This is a genomic window from Pseudarthrobacter sp. J47, from assembly GCF_049810315.1.
Lineage (GTDB): Bacteria > Actinomycetota > Actinomycetes > Actinomycetales > Micrococcaceae > Arthrobacter.
The window spans coordinates 2,597,585-2,618,131 of the sequence record NZ_CP187358.1 but is presented as its reverse complement, the minus strand read 5'-3'; the positions used below and the strand labels follow the sequence as shown (position 1 = coordinate 2,618,131).

General features: G+C 66.7%; 18 protein-coding genes. 12 read left to right on the top strand and 6 right to left on the bottom strand.

What is annotated here, in order from left to right:
• Positions 1 to 12 precede the first annotated feature (12 nt).
• Positions 13 to 579 carry a heme-degrading domain-containing protein gene (locus ACPJW8_RS11960; RefSeq protein ID WP_330187771.1) on the bottom strand — a complete coding sequence of 189 codons (567 nt, stop codon included), beginning with the start codon at positions 577 to 579 and terminating at the stop codon, positions 13 to 15.
• Positions 580 to 658: 79 nt separating this feature from the next.
• Between ACPJW8_RS11960 and ACPJW8_RS11955 the strand changes: the two genes are divergently transcribed.
• Both ACPJW8_RS11955 and ACPJW8_RS11950 read left to right on the top strand, forming a co-directional pair.
• Entirely contained in the window at positions 659 to 1,678 is a 1,020-nt protein-coding gene (locus ACPJW8_RS11955) for an exonuclease domain-containing protein (RefSeq protein ID WP_330187772.1), read from the top strand.
• A gap of 95 nt (positions 1,679 to 1,773) precedes the next feature.
• Positions 1,774 to 2,313: a DUF4395 domain-containing protein gene (locus ACPJW8_RS11950; RefSeq protein WP_330187773.1), complete on the top strand. Its 540-nt coding sequence runs from the start codon at positions 1,774 to 1,776 to the stop codon at positions 2,311 to 2,313.
• Here the strand turns inward: ACPJW8_RS11950 and ACPJW8_RS11945 are convergent.
• Positions 2,300 to 3,331 carry an ADP-ribosylglycohydrolase family protein gene (locus ACPJW8_RS11945; protein WP_330187774.1) on the bottom strand — a complete coding sequence of 344 codons (1,032 nt, stop codon included), beginning with the start codon at positions 3,329 to 3,331 and terminating at the stop codon, positions 2,300 to 2,302. The two genes, ACPJW8_RS11950 and ACPJW8_RS11945, sit on opposite strands and share 14 nt — an antisense overlap.
• Positions 3,332 to 3,398: 67 nt before the next feature.
• Between ACPJW8_RS11945 and ACPJW8_RS11940 the strand changes: the two genes are divergently transcribed.
• The 3 genes from ACPJW8_RS11940 (at position 3,399) to ACPJW8_RS11930 (ending at position 9,042) form a co-directional block, all read left to right on the top strand.
• Complete coding sequence (locus tag ACPJW8_RS11940) at positions 3,399 to 4,586, top strand: exonuclease SbcCD subunit D (RefSeq protein WP_330187775.1); 1,188 nt, start codon at positions 3,399 to 3,401, stop codon at positions 4,584 to 4,586.
• Entirely contained in the window at positions 4,583 to 7,630 is a 3,048-nt protein-coding gene (locus ACPJW8_RS11935) for an SMC family ATPase (protein WP_330187776.1), read from the top strand. Before ACPJW8_RS11940 ends, ACPJW8_RS11935 begins: the two co-directional genes overlap by 4 nt.
• Positions 7,631 to 7,779: 149 nt before the next feature.
• A complete protein-coding gene (locus ACPJW8_RS11930; protein WP_330187777.1) occupies positions 7,780 to 9,042 on the top strand; it encodes an MFS transporter in 1,263 nt (420 codons plus the stop codon).
• A 69-nt stretch (positions 9,043 to 9,111) separates the two neighbouring features.
• Here ACPJW8_RS11930 and ACPJW8_RS11925 read toward each other — a convergent pair whose 3' ends face one another.
• Complete coding sequence (locus ACPJW8_RS11925) at positions 9,112 to 9,846, bottom strand: IclR family transcriptional regulator (protein ID WP_330187778.1); 735 nt, start codon at positions 9,844 to 9,846, stop codon at positions 9,112 to 9,114.
• A 149-nt stretch (positions 9,847 to 9,995) separates the two neighbouring features.
• Here ACPJW8_RS11925 and ACPJW8_RS11920 point away from each other — a divergent pair, with 149 nt between their 5' ends.
• On the top strand, positions 9,996 to 11,339 hold the full coding sequence (locus tag ACPJW8_RS11920; RefSeq protein ID WP_330187779.1) for an MFS transporter: 1,344 nt from the start codon (positions 9,996 to 9,998) through the stop codon (positions 11,337 to 11,339).
• Here ACPJW8_RS11920 and ACPJW8_RS11915 read toward each other — a convergent pair.
• Together ACPJW8_RS11915 and ACPJW8_RS11910 are read right to left on the bottom strand one after the other, a co-directional pair.
• Positions 11,325 to 11,972: a phosphoribosyltransferase gene (locus ACPJW8_RS11915; RefSeq protein ID WP_330187780.1), complete on the bottom strand. Its 648-nt coding sequence runs from the start codon at positions 11,970 to 11,972 to the stop codon at positions 11,325 to 11,327. The genes ACPJW8_RS11920 and ACPJW8_RS11915 overlap by 15 nt on opposite strands.
• A gap of 54 nt (positions 11,973 to 12,026) precedes the next feature.
• A complete protein-coding gene (locus tag ACPJW8_RS11910) occupies positions 12,027 to 12,851 on the bottom strand; it encodes an alpha/beta fold hydrolase (protein WP_330187781.1) in 825 nt (274 codons plus the stop codon).
• Positions 12,852 to 13,040: 189 nt separating this feature from the next.
• Between ACPJW8_RS11910 and ACPJW8_RS11905 the strand changes: the two genes are divergently transcribed.
• The 5 genes from ACPJW8_RS11905 to ACPJW8_RS11885 are packed head-to-tail and all read left to right on the top strand — an operon-like array spanning position 13,041 to position 18,954.
• Entirely contained in the window at positions 13,041 to 13,751 is a 711-nt protein-coding gene (locus ACPJW8_RS11905) for an NUDIX hydrolase (RefSeq protein ID WP_425256340.1), read from the top strand.
• Positions 13,748 to 15,061 (top strand): quinolinate synthase NadA, encoded by a 1,314-nt coding sequence (nadA, locus tag ACPJW8_RS11900; RefSeq protein WP_330187783.1) that lies wholly within the window; start codon positions 13,748 to 13,750, stop codon positions 15,059 to 15,061. The genes ACPJW8_RS11905 and nadA overlap by 4 nt, the downstream gene beginning before the upstream one ends.
• On the top strand, positions 15,058 to 16,878 hold the full coding sequence (locus ACPJW8_RS11895) for an L-aspartate oxidase (protein ID WP_330187784.1): 1,821 nt from the start codon (positions 15,058 to 15,060) through the stop codon (positions 16,876 to 16,878). The genes nadA and ACPJW8_RS11895 overlap by 4 nt, the downstream gene beginning before the upstream one ends.
• Entirely contained in the window at positions 16,875 to 17,792 is a 918-nt protein-coding gene (nadC, locus tag ACPJW8_RS11890) for a carboxylating nicotinate-nucleotide diphosphorylase (RefSeq protein ID WP_330187785.1), read from the top strand. The genes ACPJW8_RS11895 and nadC overlap by 4 nt, the downstream gene beginning before the upstream one ends.
• A gap of 4 nt (positions 17,793 to 17,796) precedes the next feature.
• The gene (locus ACPJW8_RS11885) at positions 17,797 to 18,954 is read left to right on the top strand and encodes a cysteine desulfurase family protein (RefSeq protein ID WP_330187786.1); all 1,158 of its coding nucleotides are present in this window, start codon (positions 17,797 to 17,799) and stop codon (positions 18,952 to 18,954) included.
• 35 nt (positions 18,955 to 18,989) lie between these two features.
• Here ACPJW8_RS11885 and ACPJW8_RS11880 read toward each other — a convergent pair whose 3' ends face one another.
• The gene (locus ACPJW8_RS11880; protein ID WP_330187787.1) at positions 18,990 to 19,652 is read right to left on the bottom strand and encodes a DUF1684 domain-containing protein; all 663 of its coding nucleotides are present in this window, start codon (positions 19,650 to 19,652) and stop codon (positions 18,990 to 18,992) included.
• A gap of 73 nt (positions 19,653 to 19,725) precedes the next feature.
• Here ACPJW8_RS11880 and ACPJW8_RS11875 point away from each other — a divergent pair, with 73 nt between their 5' ends.
• Positions 19,726 to 20,517 carry a hypothetical protein gene (locus ACPJW8_RS11875; RefSeq protein WP_330187788.1) on the top strand — a complete coding sequence of 264 codons (792 nt, stop codon included), beginning with the start codon at positions 19,726 to 19,728 and terminating at the stop codon, positions 20,515 to 20,517.
• The last annotated feature ends 30 nt before the right edge of the window (positions 20,518 to 20,547 follow it).

Genomic DNA, 20,547 nt, shown 5'->3' with positions numbered 1-20,547 from the left:
GGGCCCGGCGCCTTATCCGGCCCCTGTTCCGGCGGCCTGCTCCAGGTAGGCCGCCAAAGCTTCCACCACCAGCTTGTGGTCGGCCACCTGTGGAAGTCCGGAGACCGTCACGGTAGCTACGGCGCCCGTGCCCTTCACATACAGCGGGAACGCTCCTCCATGTGCTGCGTACCGGGACTGGTCAAACCACTGGTTGTCCTCAACCCGGCCGCCGCCAACGCGTCCGCGCAGGCCAACCAGCAGCGACGGCTCGCAGTAGCGGGCCGCGGTCCGGCTCTTCTTCGCGACCCAGAGTTCGTTGTCCGGCGTGGCTCCAGGCAGCGAAGCGTGGAAAAGCACGTGCCCCTCGCGTCGGATGTCGATGGCGATGGGCAGGCTGCGTGATGTGCCGAAGTTCACAAGCATCAGGCCCAGGTTCAGGGCATCGGCCTGGTTGAAGGACGGGAACTGCAGTGCCTGGATTTCGCCTTCGATGCGCTGGATCATGGCCTGCAGCAGGCCGTCCGGTTGCTCAAGGCCTGAGTCCGGATCGAATTCGGGGCCGGTGGGATCAGTGGGCTGGTGCTGTTGGTCTGCCATGGTTGCCACCCTAGTTCGGGCCCGGCGTTTCGTGCATCAGGTGGCCTGGCTGCCACGGCGCCGGCGGTAGGGTGGAGCCGTGGCTTTGGACTTTACGGCGATCGACTTCGAAACAGCGAACGGATTTCGCGGCTCGCCGTGTTCGGTGGGATTGACCAAGGTCCGCGGCGGCAAAGTGGTGGAGGAAGCGTCCTGGCTGATGCGCCCGCCCGCCGGCCACGACCACTTCGAACGCCAGAACATCGCCATCCACGGGATTTCGCCCGAACATGTGGCAGACAAGCCCCGGTTCGGCGACGTCTTTGGAGAGATTGCCGGATTCATCGGGACTGACATCCTCGCTGCCCATAACGCCGCCTTTGACCTCGGCGTGATCAGGTCCGGCCTGGAAGTCTCCGGGTTGCCGGGCCCCGGCTACGACTACGTCTGTACGGTGATGCTGTCGCGGCGGTGCTATTCCCTGGTGTCCAACTCGTTGCCTTTCGCTGCGGAGGAAGCCGGTGTTCCGCTGGTCAACCACCACGACGCCGCAGAGGACGCGCGTGCCTGCGCGGGCATCCTGATCGACATTGCCGCGCGTAACGGCGCGCACAGCATCGGTGAACTGTACCTGTCGCTGGGACTGGACATTCCGCGCCAGCCCGCGTTCCATCCGGGCATCGATACCCTCTCCAAGGCCACGCTCGCCACCCTGCGCGGCGGCACCCGTGGAGGGTCCGCCGTCGGGCATCCGGTCCGCAGCGGCTGGCCGGAGGAAGGTGCCAATCCGGAACCCAACCTTGCCGCTGATCCGGCGCATCCCCTGTTCGGGCAGACGGTGGTGTTTACCGGCCAGCTGAAGGGCCTTGGCCGGCCTGAGGCGAAGTTGCTGTCCGCCGAGGCCGGTGCACGCACGGAGAGCAGGGTCACGGGCCGTACCACTGTATTGGTGGTGGGCGACGGATTCGTTGCTTCGGACCTTCGCTCGGGGCGGATGACGGGCAAGGCGCGCCGGGTCCTGGAACTGCACGACCGCGGCCAGCACGTGGAGGTGCTGTCCGAGGGCGAGTTCCTCCAGATGGCGTCCAGGGCCCCGGGAACACTGGAACCTGTTTCCTAGCTGCGGCATTTTCGGGGGCGGCGTTTTCCGGGAGGAGATGTTCACGCGGCGCAATAAAACTGTTGCGGCGCCGCCTGCGCTCCTACCCTGACTGCATGGGCATCACGGAACCGAACACCACCACGCAGCCATCAGGGCGAAGCCGCCCCTCAACCCTGCGTACGCTTTTCGCCTTCCCCAACCCCGTCAACGAATACGCGGCCCGCATTACCGCAGGACTGGTGGTTGCTGTGGCCGTGTTCAGCATGGCCACCGGATTTGGCTGGGGCGTTGGCCTGATTGCAATCGGGTTTTGGCTGCGCGTCCTGTTCGGTCCCAGGATTTCGCCCCTGGCACTGCTCTCAGTGAAGGTCCTTGCCCCTAGGCTGGGCAGGGTAAAACCGGTCCCCGGTCCGCCCAAGCGCTTTGCACAGGGGATTGGCGCGGGGCTGTCCACCGTTGCTGCCGTGCTGCTGGCGGCCGGAGCGGCACCGGCAGGATGGATCCTCGTGGCGGTTTTGGTGGTGGCGGCATCGCTGGAGGCGTTTGCGGGATTCTGCCTCGGGTGCCGGATCTTTGCACTGTTGCAGAGCCGCGGGTGGATCCCGGAGGACGTCTGCGAAGCCTGCAACAACATCAGCCTCAGGCGAGGGTAACCTTCAGCAGCTGATCCACCAGGGCGCGGATGGTGTTCCGTTCTTCGAGCCGGTCAAGCCAGTCACCGGGCAGGCACTCTTCACCGTACCGGGCGCCCAGGATGCTGCCGGCGATCGAGGCCACAGCAGGAGCTGCCTTGCCATAGCCCGTGGCAACCTGCATTGCTGAACGGAAATGCTCCTGCGGAGAAAGGCCGCTCTCATCGCCGCCAGCACCGCGGTCAGCATCGTGGGCCGGCGCTGTGGCCAGGACAGCATAGAGCCCGACGGCGAGGGCTTCTTCGGCGGCATGCCCGTCCCCGAGTTCTCCGGCCAGGTTTTCAGGGGACAGCAGCTGTTCGGGGGCGAGCCGCACTGCGGCGTCCAGGCGCCCGATGAGTTCCGGTGCTGTCTCTTCGGCTTCCCGGGCGGCACCCACGGTTTTCGCCGCAGCCTCCTCGAGGCTGTTTCCCGCACCCAGGTGGTGAATGAGCGTACTAAAAAGTCCTGCCGCCTGGCGTGCCGCGGGGTGCCCATGGGTGAGCGATGCGGCATCCGAACTGATTTTGGCCACCGTGACGGCTTCGAGGTGGGGGACCAGCCCGAATGCTGCCGAACGGCTCACCGGGGCGGAGCCCTTTGCCTCCGGATTGACGGGACGGAAAGCCGTCCCCATTTCTCCGGTGGTCAGTCCGCTGAGGGATACGGCGTCAGGGGCCACCCGCTGCTGCAGGATCTCCTGGCCGTCAATCCACCGGGGCTGTGGAGCGGGGGCCGACGGCGGCAGCGAACCTTCCTGCGCACGGTACCAGCGAAGATACGCCAGCCAGATGCAGGCGTTGACGTCAGCTCCCGTACCGGCGTTGGCCCATTCAAGGGCGTCCAGCAGCCCGTCGAGCGAATAGAGGGCCAGCTGCGTGGTGCCGCCGATGCGGAGAGCGGGCCCCGGAGCGGACAAGGCATCGCCCAGTGCCCCTCCCAACATGCAGCCGTAGGCGCGGGAAGACTGGCTGACGGAGGGGTGGGGCTCATTGCTCATGCCGTTTAACTTACCGTGGCTGCAGGCCTGTCCGTGGAATGTCGGGGGCAGCCGATACCGTAGGAGCATGCGGTTGCTACATACATCAGACTGGCATCTTGGCCGGTCCTTCCACGGCGTCGGGATGCTTGCCGCCCAACGCGGCTTCATCGACCAGCTGGTTGATACCGTGCGGAAAAAGTCGGTTGACGTTGTCCTGATCGCCGGCGACGTCTACGACCGCGCCCTGCCCGGAGTCGACGTCGTAAACCTGCTGGATGATGCCCTGGTGCGCATCACAGGGGCAGGCGCAAAAGTGGTGTTGACCAGCGGCAACCATGACTCCGCCATCCGCTTGGGATTCGCCGCCAGGCTCCTGGAACACGGTGGCGTCCATCTCCGTACCCGGGTCTCAGACCTGGCCCGCCCGCTGGTCCTGCCGCTGGACGCAGCCGGGACCCCGGCATCAGGGGATTCGCCGGTCCTGGCCATTTACGGAACGCCGTGGCTGGAACCGCGGCTTGTGGCTCCGGCACTGGATGTTGAGGCCGCCAGGCACTTTGAGGTGACGCAGGCAGCCATGGCATTAATCCGGGCGGACCTGCACGCCCGCAGCGCCGGCCGGACCGTCCACTCCGTGGTGCTGGCCCACACGTTTGCCAGTGGCGGGATCAGTTCGGACAGCGAGCGTGACCTGAGCATCGGCGGTGTGGGGGCAGTACCGCTGGACCTCTTTGACGGTTTTACCTACACGGCACTTGGCCACCTGCATGGACGCCAGGAGCTCTCGCCATCTGTTCGATACTCCGGTTCACCGCTGGCGTACTCGTTTTCGGAAGCAAACCACCGCAAGGGCGCCTGGCTCGTGGACATCGGTGCTGACGGTCTGGAAGCGGTGGAGGAAATCTGTTGGGAAGCCCCGCGCAGGCTCGCCGTCCTGCGGGGCACCCTGGAGGAGCTGCTGGAGTCCCCGGACCATGCGTGGGCCCAGGATGCGTACTGCCAGGTCACCCTGACCGACGCCCAACGCCCGGTACAGGCCATGGAACGGCTGCGGGCCCGCTTCCCGGACACGCTGGTGCTTGGTTTTGATCCCGTGGGAGCTGCCGTTGCTGAGGCAAAAACCTACAGCAGCCGCATGGCGGAGGCAGTCGATGACCTCTCAGTGTGCTGCGGATTCCTGGAACACGTCCGGGGCAGGACTGCCGACGACACCGAACGTGCAGCGCTGGCCCTTGCACTGGATAACGTCCGCCTCCAGGAGGCTTCGCGATGAGGATCCACCGGTTGGCCATGTCCGCCTTTGGCCCGTTTGCCGGCACTGAGGAAGTGGATTTTGAACGGCTGGGAGCGCACGGCCTGTTCCTCCTGAACGGTGCCACGGGTGCCGGGAAAACCAGTGTCCTGGATGCCATCTGCTTTGCACTCTACGGCTCAGTTCCTGGTGCCCGCCAAGAGAGCAGGCGGTTGCGAAGCGACCACGCCGACGCCGCCACGGAGCCTTCTGTTACGTGTGAGTTCACGGCGCAGGGCCGGCATTTTGAAGTAACCCGGTCCCCGGCTTGGGACAAACCCAGTGCCCGCGGGAAGAACGGCTTCACCACACAACAGGCCAAAACGCTGCTGCGCGAACGGGTTGATGGCGCCTGGGTGGAAAAATCCTCACGCAATGATGAGGCAGGAGCCGAGATCACGGCGCTGCTGGGCATGGACCGGGAACAGTTCACCCGGGTGGTGATGCTGCCCCAGGGCGACTTCGCTGCATTCCTGCGGTCCAAGGCGGGGGAGCGGTCCGAACTGCTGCAAAAGCTGTTTGGCACACACCGCTTTGAAGCCGTGGAGAAGGAACTCGGCGTGCAGGCACAGGAGGCGCGTGCCGCCGTCGAGCGCTATGCGGACCGCACCCGCATGCTGATGGAGCGGGCGCGTGCGGAGGCAGCGCAACTGCAGGACGTTCCTGAAGCGGAACAGCTTCGGGACGATGAAGGGTCGCAGGCGGCAGATGCGGTCGCGGTAGTGGACCAGTTCCACGTGCAGGCCGTCCAGGCGGCCGCAAACGCCGCAGCGCGGGAAGCCGCAGCAGAGGCCGAGCGTGCCCGGACAGCCTCGATGGCGGAAGACGTCACGGCCAGGATGGAACGCCATCAGCGGCTGGCCGCCGCCCGGCAACGGCAAGCCGCTGCTGCTGCCGCTGCACCGGAGCTGGAGGCTGCCGCAGCGGCCCTGGCCCGGCACCGGATGGCGGAAGTCCTCTCCGGCCAGCTCTCGGCCCTTGCCGCGGCAAGGACGGCCCATGAACAGGCCGCCATGTCCTGGTCCGAGGCCATGGAAATGCTCCGGATGGATATTGCCCAGGACCCCGAGCTTGCCGAAATGGACAGTGGATCTCCGGACGTTGAGGCCGGACACGAGCGGCTCAAGGCCCTGCAGATGCATATCGAGGCCCGGCTGCCGGACGAACAACGGCTGAATGGGCTCCGGGAACGGCAGAAGGACCTGGCAGCGAGGAAAATCCGGCTCCTGGAAACCACGGAAGCGCTCAAAGGCAGGTCCGGCGCCCTGGCCGGGAAGTTGAGCGGGCTTGCGGCGGAAATCCTCCCGCTTGAGGGGCCCGCGGCCGACGCCGCCCTCCTGGCCAAGGAAGCGGCCGCTGCCCGCGAACTTGTGGCTGTGGTCCGCAGGCACGACGCCGCAACTGCTGACGCCGCTGCTGCCGGGGACCGTCACCGGGCTGCGCTGGACCACCACCTGGCCTGCCGCAAGACCTGGCTTGACCTGCGCGAAGAACGGCTGGCCAATGCTGCGGCGGAGCTGGCGGGCGGGTTGGCCCCGGGGGATCCGTGCCCTGTGTGCGGAAGCGAAGAACACCCGGCGCCGCCACCCGCCGCCCGTGCAGCGCTGGAACTCGCCCGCGAAGAGCAGGATGCGCAGCAGGTGGCCGAGGCTGCCGAGGCCGCACTGGACGCCGTCGCCAGGGATCTCGCGCAGGCCAGGCAGCAGCTCGCGGTCCTCGCCGGCCGGGGTGGTGATACGCCGTTGGCGGATGCGCTGGGGCAGGCTGATGAAGCCACTGCCGCGGCCCGGGCAGCGGAGCAGGCGGCGGCCCGGCTCGAAGAGCTTCGCGCGCTGAGGCGGGACGCCGAAGAGTCGCTGGCGGGTGTGGCGGACGCGCTCTCGGCGGCAGACCGGGAGCAGGCCGAAACAGAATCGGAACTGGCAGAGGTCAACCGGCAGGTCGCGGATCTGGATCCGGCGCTGGCGGAGCTGAGGGGCACCCACAAGGGTCTTGCCCACCGGCTGCGGGCGCTGCGAAAGTCGCTGTCCACCCTGGACGCAGTCCACCGGTCCGGCGTCCAGGCGCAGACGGCTGCAGCCCGCCTGGCCGAAGCCGAACAGCAGCTCGATGCCGCCTTGCCGGATTCCGGGTTTTCAAACGCCGCGGAAGCTGCTGAAGCCCTCCTGCCGGCCCGCGGGGCCGAGGCCCTGCAAGCGAAGATCCGGGACGCCCAGAATGAGGAAGCCCGGCTCGCCGAACTGATGGAGAGTCCTGGCGTTGTCCAGGCCTTGGAGGAAGAGGCTGCCGGGCGGACGGTGGATCCGGCTGCCGTCGCCGAAGCCCGGGCCCTTGCCGACGACGCGGCTGCGGCAGCCAGGGAGGCGTCGCTTGCTGCTGCCGTGGCGGCCCGCAGTGTCAGCACCCTGGAAGGCATCCGTGCTGAGCTGGAAACCCTTCTGGCGGAGTCGCTTGGCCCGCAGGAGAAGGCCCGTATCCTCGCAGGACTGGCCGAGGCCGCCGGGGGACGGGGAGAGAACACGTACCGGATGAGCCTCAACAGCTATGTCCTCGCGGCCCGCCTGGAACAGGTGGCATCGGCAGCTTCCGAGCGACTGGTGGCCATGAGCGATGGCCGCTACCTCCTCAAATACACCGACGCCAAGGCGGCAAGGGGAGCCAAGTCGGGCCTCGGCCTGGAGGTTGTGGACCAGTGGACCGGGCACCGCCGCGACACCTCAACCCTGTCCGGCGGCGAATCCTTTATGGCGGCGCTCTCCCTGGCCCTTGGCCTGGCGGACGTCGTCCAGCAGGAGTCCGGAGGCGTGGATATTGAAACGCTGTTCGTGGATGAAGGCTTCGGAAGCCTGGATGAACAATCCTTGGAACAGGTGATGGATGCGCTGGAGGGACTCCGGGACGGGGGCCGCGTGGTGGGGCTGGTGAGCCATGTGGCCGAAATGAAGCAGCGCATCGGCGTCCAGTTGCAGGTGGTCAAGGGGCGGACCGGTTCCACGCTCCACATCTCGGACACTGCTGCCGCGTAGAATGGATGGGTTACCGGGTTTCGCGCATCGGGAGGAGGGACGATGCGCACGTTGAAACGAGCCCCGCAACAGTGATTTCTCCAACAACCTCTCCTGAGCAGCAGTCCCGGGAAGCGGCCGGCAGCGCAAGCCCCGGACGCTTCGGTCGGTTGACCCAGCTGGCAGGACGCAGCTTCATCCCCATCGGACTGGTCGCCCGGCTGCCCTTGGCCATGCTGACCGTCGGTGCCCTTACCCTGGTCACCTCGGCTACGTCGTCCTATGCCCTGGGTGGCGCCGCTGCCGGAGCCGTGGGCATTGGATCCGCCATCGGAGCACCCATCGTCGGGTCCATGGCAGACCGCTGGGGTCAACGGCCCGTGCTGCTGCTGGCCGCGGGGCTGAACACCCTCGCCGTGCTTGCCCTGATCGTGGGAGTCGCCTTCCTGGCCGGCGTTGACGGGCCGGCCGGCACTGTTCCCATCCTTGCAGCCGCCTTCGCCTCAGGCGCTTCCTGCCCGCAGGTGGGGCCCCTGGCACGCGTCCGGTGGATGGTGCTGACAGCGGACCGGGGAGCGAACCCCCCAGGTCCGGGCGGAACCAATCGGGACCTCGACACAGCCCTGTCGTACGAAAGCACTGCCGACGAACTGACCTTTGTCCTGGGGCCAGCATTGGTAGGTATCCTGGCCAGCCTGTTGGCTCCCTGGCTGCCCCTTGCGCTCGCAGCCGTGCTGACCCTCGCCTTTGTGCCGGCCTTTGCGCTGCACCCCACGGTCAGGCAGGTTCCGCGCCGGGGACCTGCGCAGAAGTCCACCCGTGGTGGTACGTCAACCCGGCGTGAAGCATCCGGTGAGCGCAGCCGCCTCATGGCAGCCCTGGTCCTGCCGGTGACCGGAATGGCGCTGATGGGGGCGTTCTTCGGCGGAACCCAGGCATCGCTGGCCTCCTTCGCTGCAGGCTTCGGCGGATCCGAGCTTGCCGGACTGCTCTATTCAGTGATGGGACTGAGCTCGGCGTTGACGGCCCTTTCCGTGGCGTACTGGCCGTCCACGTTCGCGCTGCGGTTCCGCTGGCCGGCCTGCGCCGCAGCCATGGCGGGCCTGTCGCTGCTGCTGTTGGTGGCTGCCGACGCAGGGTCCATGGTGCTCGTGCTGCTGGCGCTTGGCCTTCCCGTGGGGCCGGTGATGGTGACGATTTTCGCCATTGGCGGCCGGCTTGCTCCCCTTGGCCGGCTTGGCACGGTCATGACTGCCCTGGCCAGCGGACTCGTGGCAGGCTCCGCGGCAGGGGCCGCGACAGCGGGATTCCTCGCCCAGCATCAGGGAAACTCCGCGGCCTTCCTGGTGCCGATCGCTGCGGCGCTTGCGCTGGCCGTTACAGGCACCCTGTGCGCCCTCCTGCTGCAAAAGTACCGCCCCGGAAAGGACTGACGACGGCGGAGCGTACGTTCCGCCGTCGGGCCTTCGGGTGTATGGATGGCTGGCTCCCCAAGGCGGGCCTTAGGCCAGTTGGCCCTCGATCCGGGCTGCACTGGCCACCAGTGACGCACCTACCTCCGAAGGGTCGTTGTGGGAGCCGATGTACACAACGGCGAGCGCTGCCGGACGGCCGGATGGTACGCGGATGGGGGCTGCGAGGGAGGAAAGGCCCGGGATGACTTCGTCGTGGCTGGCGGCATAGCCGCGCACCCTCGCCTCCGCCGCTTCAGTCCGGTAGGGGACGCCTGGAGCCAGCCGCTGCCATTCCTCTTCCGTGAGCGCCGACTGGATGGCGATGCCCGGAGCGCCGGTGCCGATGGGGTGGCGGGTGCCTGGATGCTGGGCCACGGCCCCACCCGTGTGCCGGGGTTCGACCGTGACCAGCGTGGTGCAGTCCAGGTGGTCCCAGACAGCAATGAAGGCCGTCATGTCCAGGCCGTTGGCCAGTTGCGTCAACTCCGGCAGTGCAGCCTGCTGGAGGTTGCGGGCCACACCGCGTGCCAGTACGGCCAGGCCCGGCCCCGGCTGCACTTTGCCGGCATCGTCGCGCATCAGCAGCGAGTGGTCCTCGAGGGTGCGCAGGATCCGGTACGCGACTGATCGGTGCACCCCCAGCGCGGCGGAGAGTTCGGCGATGGTCAGGGGCTGTTCCGCCGCGGCCAGGATTTCCAGGGCGCGAATGCCCCTCGACAGGGTTTGTGACGGAGAGGCGGTGCTTTCGCCGGCCGGAGAGGTTCCCGTAACGGATGGCTTCATTGCTCCATGGTAGGCCGGGGCCGGGCGTAAAAATTCCGCCATGGGTGTGCTGCATCACATATTCGTAGTACAGTCTTAGCTGACTGACCGTTCTGTCGGTAATCCCTCAGGACGATGGTTCCCCGGCCACCCGAAACAATGGAGTTTAAATGACCGCGTCAACTGTTGACTCAGAAGCAGGGCCAAGCACCAGGCAGGAAGAGCGCCGGGTCCTTGCCGGCACCCTGGTCGGCACCACCATCGAGTGGTACGACTTCTTCATCTTCGCCCAGCTGACAGCGACGCTCCTGTCGCCGCTGTTCCTGACCCCGCTCCAGGAATCCACGCCCGGCCTCGCGCAGATCCTCTCCTTTGCCCTGATCGGCATCAGCTTCCTGTTCCGGCCCCTCGGCGCCATTGTTGCCGGCCACCTCGGGGACCGGCTGGGACGCAAGTCCATGCTGGTGTTCACCCTGGTCACCATGGGCGCCGCAACGGCGCTGATCGGCATGCTGCCCACCTATGCGGCGATCGGCGCCTGGGCGCCCATCCTGCTGATTACGCTGCGCGTGATCCAGGGCTTCTCCGCCGGCGGCGAATGGGGCGGCGCAGCCCTGATGGCCGTGGAGCACGCGCCGCGGAGCAAGCGCGGCTTCTTCGGGGCATACCCGCAGATCGGCGTGCCGATCGGCATGATCCTGGCCACCGGCCTGCTCTACTTCCTCAACAGCAGCATGTCCAGGGAAGACTTCACATCATGGGGCTGGCGCGTGCCGTTCCTGCTCTCCGTTGTACTGATTGTGGTGGGTTACCTCATCCGCCGTGCAGTGGATGAAAGCCCGGTGTTCAAGGAACTCGCGCAGCGCAAGGCTGAAAGCAAGGCGCCCCTGGGCGAACTGTTCCGCCACAACACCAAGGAAGTCGTCTTTTCCGCCATGATCTTCATCGGCAACAACGCCGCCGGATACCTGCTGATCGCGTTCTTCATTTCCTACGCCACCAGGACCCTGAAGATGGAAACGCCGCAGGTCCTGCTGGCCACCACCCTGGCATCGTTCGGCTGGCTCATTTTCACGCTCTTTGGCGGCTGGCTCTCGGACAAGATCGGCCGGGTCAAGACCTTCCTGACCGGCTACGCCATCATCTTCGTCTGGATGATCCCCATGTTTGCCTTGATCGATACCGCCAACATCTGGCTCTACGGACTCGCGCTCTTCATCCTGACCGTTGGCTTGGGGCTTTCCTACGGGCCAATGTCCGCAATGTACGCGGAGATGTTCCCGGCGAACGTCCGCTACTCGGGTATTTCGATCGGGTATGCGCTGGGTGCAATCCTCGGTGGCGCGTTTGCCGCGACGATTGCGGAGTTCCTGCTGCAGAGCACCAAGTGGTCCGGTTCTGTAGGCATCTACATCATGGTGCTGTGTGTTATTTCTTCAGTTGGCGTCCTGCTTGCGAAGGAAACCAAGGGCCGTCCGCTGGGCGTCAAGCCTCCGGTGTCAACGCTCCAGTAGGGCTATGGCTCCGGTGTCGTCCACCTGTTCGAAATGGCTGTAGAAACTGCCTACTGCCCGGAACTTTCCGGGCAGGTGAAGGCACAGGACGGCGTCACTCACCCTGGCCAGCGACGCTTCGGCTTCGACTGACCCCACCGGAGCGGCGACGACGACGGCGGCAGCGCCGGCAGCCCGTACGGCTTCGACGGCGGCGCGCATCGTCGCTCCGGTGGCAAGGCCGTCATCCACCAGGAGGACGGTCTTGCCCTGCACATCAGAGATGATTCCCGGGTAGAGGCCGGCGCGGCGGGCCAGTTCGGCCCGTTCGCGCTCCTCCACCTGGTCCAGCCACTCGGGACGCACCCCGTGTTCCAGGACGCGGGCCATCAGGGGCTTGTTCAGCAGTTTGACCACCTGCCCGTCCCACCAGGCCAAAGCTCCGTAGGCCGTTTCATCGTGGCCCGGGATGCCAAGCTTGCGCACCAGGAGCGTTCCGAAAGGCAGGTAGAGACCATTGGCGACGGCGGCCGCCACCGGTATTCCACCGCGCGCCAGCCCCAGGACCACAGTGTCACTGCGTTCGCGGAACTGGGTCAGGACTGCCGCCAGTTTCCGGCCGGCGTCCGCGCGGTCCTCGAATCGCGTGCTCATGACTGCCTTGTTACGTGGGTGTGCACAGTCACCAGCCTACAGTTGCCCGGGGCGCTAGGCAGCGAGGAATTCGATGGCAGCCTGCTTGAAGATCCGGCTGGTCACCGCATTGTTGTGGTTGCGTCCCGGGATCGTCACCTGCTCCACCGTGGAGCCTGCCTGGCGGGCAAGTTCGGCCAGCCGCGGCATGCTGGCCGCGCGTTCGTCCTTGTCTCCGGCCACCAGCAGCATGGGCATGTGCGGGATGGCTTCAGCGGGATCGTAGGGTTCAGCCTTGATGGCCTCGATCAGGGAAAGAAGGGCGAACATGTTGTTGCCCGGGAGCAGCTGGGCCATCTTCAGCAGGCCTGCTGTGGACTCGTCGGCAATGGGCGTGCCGTCGGCCAGGTGGCGCCGGGCGGCGGCCAGGTCGAACGCTGCCAGGGGATCGGCGATATTGGCGCCGCCCAGCACCAAGCGGTGCACCAGTTCCGGCTGCGTGGCACCAAACTCCCAGGCCAGCCTGGAGCCCAGGGAATAGCCGATCACGTCCAGCCCGCTCTCCGGGTGTCCGTCCACGAGGGGCCGGGCGCCGGCGTCGAAAGCTATCTGCAGGAGATCGGCACGGATCCGGCTGGGGGAGTAGGAATCAAGATCCTCCGGGGCGCCGCTGCGGCCATGGCCGGGCAGGTCCACTGTGATCGCGGTGCGCCCGGCTTCGCGCAGCGCCCCGATCCAGCCGGTGTCCGCCCAGTTCAGCTTGCTGGAGGAGGAAAAGCCGTGGATCAGAAGGATCGGCCGGCCGCTGCCGTCGTTCTCCGGCGTGTGGACCTCGAAGTGGAGTTGGGGATCCGTGCCTTCCACTGTGTGGGAATGCTGGCCGCTGTGCCTGCCGCTCATGGCGTTTATACCTCCGGTTGCCGCGTAGTCCCGCGAAGGTTCGTGCCCAACGCCGGGTAGGGCCCACTTTACCCGGCGGCCGACATACTGGCCGTGAATTTTGAGTCGGGCGGGTTCGGGCGTAACCTTAGTTCAGGTCAAATTGACTATAACTAAGTTTGCTTATCCGGTGGAAGGCAGGTGATCGGCGTGTACTCAAGCTCCGCGAACGTCTCGGAGCGGCTCGCTGCGCCGCCGTCGCTGGCTATCTCCACGGTGATCTTCGCGCTCCGGCCCAGTGCTGCCACGGCACGCCCCACGCTATGGATGCCGCTTGTCCGGCGCATCCGCGAGCCCTTCAAAGGCCAATGGGCGCTCCCGGGCGGACCGTTGAGCCACACGGAATCGTTGCAGGATGCCGCATCCCGGAACCTTCGGGAAACCACCGGCCTGGCTCCCAGCTACCTTGAACAGCTGTACGCATTTGGTGGCCTGCACCGCTCGCCAACCCAGCGTGTTGTATCCATCGTCTACTGGGCGCTGGTGCAGCCTACCGAAGCGGCGCTGGCCGCAGAGTCTGAAAACGTCAAATGGTTCAGGGCGGACAGGCTGGACCAGCTGGCCTTCGACCACAACGACATTGTGGACTACGCCCTGGGCCGGCTGCGCAGCAAAGTGGCCTACAGCTCGGTGGCCTACCACCTGCTGGGCGAATACTTCACCCTCGCCCAGCTCCGCGAGGTCTACGAGGCCGTCCTGGACCGGCAACTGGACCCCGCGAACTTCCGCCGCCAGGTGAGGTCCACACCTGAAATCCAGGAAACTGACCAATACCTCCAGGGCGGCAAACACCGCCCACCCCGTCTCTACCGCTTCACCGGCCGCCCCGGCCTTGACCAAGACAACAGGAGCACACCATGAGCAGCGTCAACACAGCAATCCAGCTGATCACGCGCGAGCAGGCCGAAAAAGCCGCAGCTGCCGGCGGGAACGGCGGCACCTGCAGCCCGGACCTCGCCAAGGGTCCCTGGGACTATGACCTGGCGGAAGCACTTGCTGGAACGCCCGCTTACGGACCTGGCGCCTCAAGCGCCGATGTTGCTCCGGCGGCGACACCGCGCCAGGGCCAGCTGCCGGAGAAGTACAAGAACGCCGGCGACGCCGAACTTGACTCATGGATCCGGGCCGCCAAGGAGCAACTCGGCGAGCGGGCCGTGATCCTGGGCCACTTCTACCAGCGCGACGAGGTCATCCAGTACGCGGACTTCGTGGGGGACTCGTTCCAGCTGGCCAACGCCGCACTGACCAAGCCCAACGCCGAGGCCATCATTTTCTGCGGCGTGCACTTCATGGCGGAAACAGCTGACATCCTTTCCACCCCCGATCAGGCCGTGATCCTGCCCAACCTCGCCGCCGGCTGCTCCATGGCGGACATGGCTGACGCCGAATCCGTGGAGGACTGCTGGGAGCAGCTCACCGAGATCTTCGGCACGGAGGCCGACGCCGATGGCCGGGTTCCCGTCATTCCCGTCACCTACATGAATTCCTCGGCAGCCTTGAAGGCATTCTGCGGCCGCAATGGCGGTGTGGTGTGCACATCGTCGAACGCGCGGACCGTGCTGGAAGAAGCCTTCGAACGCGGCCAGCGGGTCCTCTTCTTCCCGGACCAGCACCTGGGACGCAACACTGCCAAGGCCCTGGGCGTGCCCCTGGAGCAGATGCCTATGTGGAACCCCCGCAAGGACCTGGGAGGCAACGACGAACAGGCGCTCCTGGACTCCCGCGTTATCCTCTGGCACGGTTTCTGCTCCGTCCACAAGCGCTTCAACGTGGGGCAGATCGAGAAGGCCCGGGCCGACTTCCCGGGCGTCAACGTCATAGTCCACCCGGAATGCCCCATGGAGGTAGTGGATGCGGCGGACTCTGCCGGTTCAACGGACTTCATCAAAAAGGCGATTGCTGCGGCCACCGAGCCCACCACCTTTGCGATCGGCACCGAGATCAACATGGTCAACCGGCTGGCAGCGGAATACCCGCAGCACACCATCTTCTGCCTGGACCCCGTCATCTGCCCCTGCTCCACGATGTACCGCATCCACCCCGGCTACCTCGCCTGGGTCCTGGAGGAACTGGTGGCAGGCCGAGTGGTCAACCGCATCACGGTGGACGAGGCAGTACAGGCCGACGCCAAGGTGGCGCTGGAGCGCATGCTGGCGGCGAAGCCGAAATGAGCGGGCAGCGGACCCAAGCCGGCATAGGCGGCAGGGGTGGCACCGGCGGCAAGGCACCGCGCCTGATTGTGGTTGGAAGCGGTATCGCGGGCCTGTACTCCGCCCTCCTCGCCGCGGAAGGCGGCGCGGAAGTGGTGCTGCTGAGCAAGGGTGCGTTGGCGGACAGCAACACCTACTTCGCCCAGGGTGGCATCTCCGCTGTCCTGGACCGGCCTGCCCCTGGCGACACTGTCGGCGCGCACATCGCCGACACCCTCAAGGCAGGCGGCGGGCACTGCAACGAGGAAGCGGTGCGGGTGCTGTGCACCGAGGCCCGCCACGACATCGCCGGGCTGCAGCGGTTCGGTGTGGCTTTTGACGTTGACAACGACGGCGACCCCGCCCTGGGGCTCGAAGCTGCCCATTCGGCGCCGCGCATCCTGCATGCAGGCGGGGATGCAACGGGCGCCGGTGTGGCCCGGGCCCTGATCCGTTCCGTCCTCGATGCCCAGGCTGCCGGCCGCATCCAGGTGTTCGGCCATGCCCACGCCACCTCACTTTCCGTCCTGGGTGGCCGGGTAACGGGTGTGAACTTCATCCACGACGGCCGCGAACTGCACTGCCATGGCGACGCCGTCCTGCTGGCTACCGGGGGAGCAGGCCGGCTGTTTGCCAAGACCACCAACCCCTCAGTCGCCACCGCAGACGGACTGGCCCTTGCCTGGCGTGCCGGGGCAAACCTGGCGGACCTCGAATTCTTCCAGTTCCACCCCACCTCCATGGTGATCGCGGAGGAAGCCCGCGAAACCGCAGGAACCGAGCCCCTGCTCATCTCCGAGGCCGTCCGCGGCGAAGGCGCCATCCTGGTTGACGCCCACGGCAACCGCTTTATGCCCGCCTACCACCCTGACGCCGAACTCGCCCCCCGCGACGTCGTGTCCCGCAGTATTGCCCTGCACCTGGCCGCACAAGGCGATCCCACCGGCCACGTCTTCCTCGACGCCCGCGTCCTCGAGGAGCGCCACGGCCAAGGCTTCCTGGCCAGCCGCTTCCCAACCATCACGGCACGCACCCGCGAAGCCGGCGTGGACTGGACCCGCGAACTGGTTCCCGTGGCGCCGGCGGCCCACTACTGGATGGGCGGCGTTGCCACGGACCTGTACGGGCGCACTTCACTCCCCGGCCTCCTGGCTGCGGGGGAGGTTGCCTGCACCGGCGTCCAGGGCGCCAACCGGCTGGCCAGCAATTCGCTTCTCGAGGGGCTTGTTTTTGGCCGCCGGGCTGTTGAGGGGTTCCTTGCTTCAGTTGCGTTCGGTTCGGTTGTGGCCGGTTCGGCAGTTTCCTCTGCGCCTGCGCTCGACTCTCGTGCCGGCATTCCCCTCGCGGGCTCGGGGGCCTGCACGGATTCTTACGCAACAACGGCGCTGCCGGAATCTGCCGAACCTATCGGCGAGCGAACCGGGCTGCCGGGATCTGCCGACCCTTCCGGCGCGGAACCCGAACCCTTTTCCCGGGATGCCTTGCGGGCGCTCATGACCGCCAAGGCCGGTGTGATTCGGGATGGGGCGTTGTTGCGGGAGGCGGCCGGCGCGCTTGGGGTGTGGGCCGACGTCGTGAGCCCTCAGAATGTGCCTGACTCATTGGATCCCCGGGTCCACGAGGATGCGAACCTGCTGGTGGCGGCCCGGTTGCTGGTGCATGCTGCCCGCAAGCGTCGCACATCCCTGGGGGCGCATTACCGCAGTGATTCACGGGAGGAGCCGGCCTCGGTTCTCCCCGCCGTCGACGATCTTGACCAGCGTTACACCACAAGCCGGAAAGTGAGCCTTGCCCGATGACCAGCCTTACCCTGCCTGCCGCGCCCGTGCGGGACATCCTGGAGCGTGCGTTTGCGGAGGATGCCCCCAGCGGTGACATCACCTCGCAGCTCCTCATCCCGGCCGACGCCCAGGCCACGGCTGTCCTGAATGCGCGGGTGCCGGGTGTGTTCAGTGGCGGGACGGTCTTCCGTGACGCCATGCTGCTGGTGGATCCGGCCACCAGCGTGGAACTGCTGGTGGCCGACGGCACAAGGTTCGACGCCGGGACGCACCTGGCGAGGGTCAGCGGAAACGCCCGGTCTGTACTGCTGGCCGAACGGGTGGCACTGAACCTGGTCCAGCGGATGAGCGCGATCGCCACCAGGACCGCGGAGTTCGTGAGACTGGTGGAAGGAACCCGGGCCCGCATTACTGACACGCGGAAAACCACGCCCGGGCTCCGCGTGCTGGAGCGCTATGCAGTCCGCTGCGGCGGGGGAGCGAACCACCGCTACAGCCTCTCGGACGCCGTGCTGGCCAAGGACAACCACCTGGCCGTGATGACCGGCGGCGACTCCGCCAAGTTGACCGGACTCCTGGCCGCCGCGAAGGCAGAGCTTGGCCACACCACGCACTTCGAGGTGGAGGTGGACAGGGCGGAGCAGATCGAACCCGTGCTGGCCGCCGGCGTGGACACCATCATGCTGGATAACTTTTCGCTGGCGGAACTCCGGGACGGGGTGGAGCAGGTGGCCGGCCGCGCCGTGGTGGAGGCCAGCGGCAACGTCAGCCTGGACACGGTGGCCGCCATCGCCAGGACGGGCGTGGACGTCATCTCGATCGGTGGCCTGACCCATACCGTGGCCGCGCTGGACCTGGGCCTGGACGTGGAACTCGTCATCGCTGCAGGCAACACTGCGGCATTCAGTACTGCGGGATCTGCGAAGGGCTGACATCGTGATCTTCCTGGACGCCGCGGCCACCACACCGGTCCGCCGCGAGGTGCTTGAGGCCATGTGGCCCTACCTCACCGGCGAGTTCGGCAATCCGTCCAGCCACCACACGCTGGGTGAGGCGGCGGGGGCAGCGCTCGCGGAAGCCCGGAAAACCACGGCCGCCGTGCTTGGCTGCCGGCCAGGCGAAGTGACCTTCACTTCAGGCGGCACGGAGGCGGACAACCTGGCCGTCAAGGGCATCGCCTTGGCCAGGCAGGCCGTGGACCCCACCCGGAACCGTGTGGTGATCAGCGCTGTTGAGCATCCGGCCGTTGAGGAGTCGGCCCGTTACCTGGAACGCTTCCACGGCTTCCAGGTGGACGTGGTGGACGTCGATCCGCAAGGTGTTGTAACCCCGCAGGCCCTGAAACCACTGCTCCGGCCGGACACCGCGCTGGTCAGCATCATGTACGCCAACAACGAGGTTGGTACTGTCCAGCCCATCCGTGAGCTGGCCGCGATTGCCAAGGATCACGGCATTGCCTTCCATACGGACGCCGTGCAGGCTGCGGGTTCGCTGCCGCTGAACGTCAGGGACCTCGGCGTGGATGCACTGAGCATTTCGGGCCACAAGCTGGGGGCACCCAAAGGCTGCGGCGTGTTGTTTGTCCGCAGCCGGCTCCGGATTGAACCGGTGATCCACGGCGGCGGCCAGGAACGCGGCCGGCGTTCGGGAACGGAAAACGTTGCGGGCGCGGTCGGTGTGGCAACTGCCCTGCAGCTCGCCGCCGGTGCCCAGGCTTCACCGGCGCTCGCGGAACGCCGGGACGCCTTCATCGCCGCAGTCCTGGCCGGCGTACCGGACGTATTCCTGACAGGCCACCCAGGCAGCCGGCTGCCTGGCCTCGCCTCGTTCTGTTTTCCCGGGACCAGCGGCGAGTCCCTCCTGCTTGAACTCGAGCGCGCGGGGGTGGTGTGCTCCAGCGGTTCCGCCTGCGCCGCCGGGTCCGACGCGCCCTCGCCGGTCCTGACCGCCATGGGCGTCAGCCCGGAAGTGGCACAGACCGCAGTGCGCTTCAGCTTTGATTCCTCGGTGACCGCTGTTGAACTTTCGACGGCGGCGCATTCGGTGGTTGCCGCCGTCGGCCGTGTGCGGGGGCTTGGTTCAGCTCATCGGTGACGGGCCCGGCGGAAGATCCAGCGCCGCAGCAGAGCTCAGGCCAGCTCGCCGACCGGGATCTCGACGGCCAGCCGGTTGGCAGGACCAGGCAACGGGCACGCCCAGGCCTCGTTGTAGGCACACGAAGGGTTGTAGGCGAAGTTGAAGTCAAGGACGAACCGGGCGTCGGGGCCGCTGCCGCTGACGCCATGGAAGGCGCCCTTGATGGTGTCGATGAGGTAGCGCCCGGCGCCGTAGCTGCCACCCGGCTGCCCTGCCGTGGCATCACGGAAAGGCACAAAAATACCGCCGCCATAGCCGCGGACCTTCCAGACAGCCAGCTGGCCCATCTCCGGAAGGTCGAACGTGCCAAGCCGCACGAAGTGGACGGTGCCGTCCGTCCCCGTTTCCACCTGCATCTCCCGGCCGGCGCCCTCGAGGGTGAGCGGCACATAAAAGCGGTAGATCGGATCGTAGTGGGCAGTCCTGAGCCCTGAAAATTCCGCTTTATCCTGTGCCGACAGAGCGGAGGCGGGGTGCGTGGCGAACATCCTGTCACGTTCGTGCCGCCAGTAGCTGTGGGCCTCGGCCGGATCGGAGGCGGAGAGGGTCCGCACCCGGTCGTACAGGGCGAAGGTCCGCAACCGCCAGTCCGCAATGTCCAGTGCAGACATGCCCAAACCTGTGTCGTCGCCCGCGAGGCCGTGCTCTTCCGTCATGCTTCCACCCTAGCTGTCTGAACAGCAGGGAAAGTCCGTGTCCTCGGGCACCATGCGCCATTAGGCTGAATCCATGAGCCGGACACCTGGAGCGGCACTGGCCGCAGCCTTTGCCGCCGTCGTACTTCTGAGCGCCTGCAATACCGACGGCGGCGGCGGGCCTTCGTGGACTGCCGCGCCGCAGACGGGCGCTTCGGCGCAACCGAAAGGTACCGGCACGGCGAATCCTTCCGCTGGAGCCACGGAGGCCAGTCCTTCGGGGACTGCCGCGGCGTCGGCTCCGGCCACGGCGGCGGTATGGAAGACCTACACTGACGCTGCCCGCAAGGTGCGTTTCGACCTTCCCGAGAACTGGATTGCCCAGGCTGTGACCCCTGACGAAGGAACGCTGCCGGGCGCGCTGAAAGTCGAGGTCAAGGCCTCGGATGGAACCCTGATGGCTACGCTGAAAACGGGGCTGCCGGACGTGCCGGCTGCAGATTGCCCGGCGGATCAGCGGAAACCGTATGTTGTGCTCAGCAGCGTGCCCGTTGAACTGCCCTCCCACGAGGCGGCCGCTATAGCCCCGCACGTGGTCTTCCGCGTTATCCAGGGCTACAAGTACTTTGGCTCCTACGGCATCACCAATGCGGTGGGCGGGGCGGACGGGATGGCATGCTCGCTGGGCAACGTGGTCCGTGGCCCGGACGGCGTGGGCAATTACTCCTTCAGCGACCTCGGTGCGCTCAAGGCCTTCGCCCCGGATGAAAAAGTTGCACCGGCCAAGGCTTTCGACACGTTGGAACAGGCCGGAAAATATGTGAGCCAGGGGAGCGAATTCGCCAATGTGCAACGGATGCTAATGTCGCTGATGATTAATACCTAGGCAGCGGCTCCCCGGCCGTGCCCGGTTCCC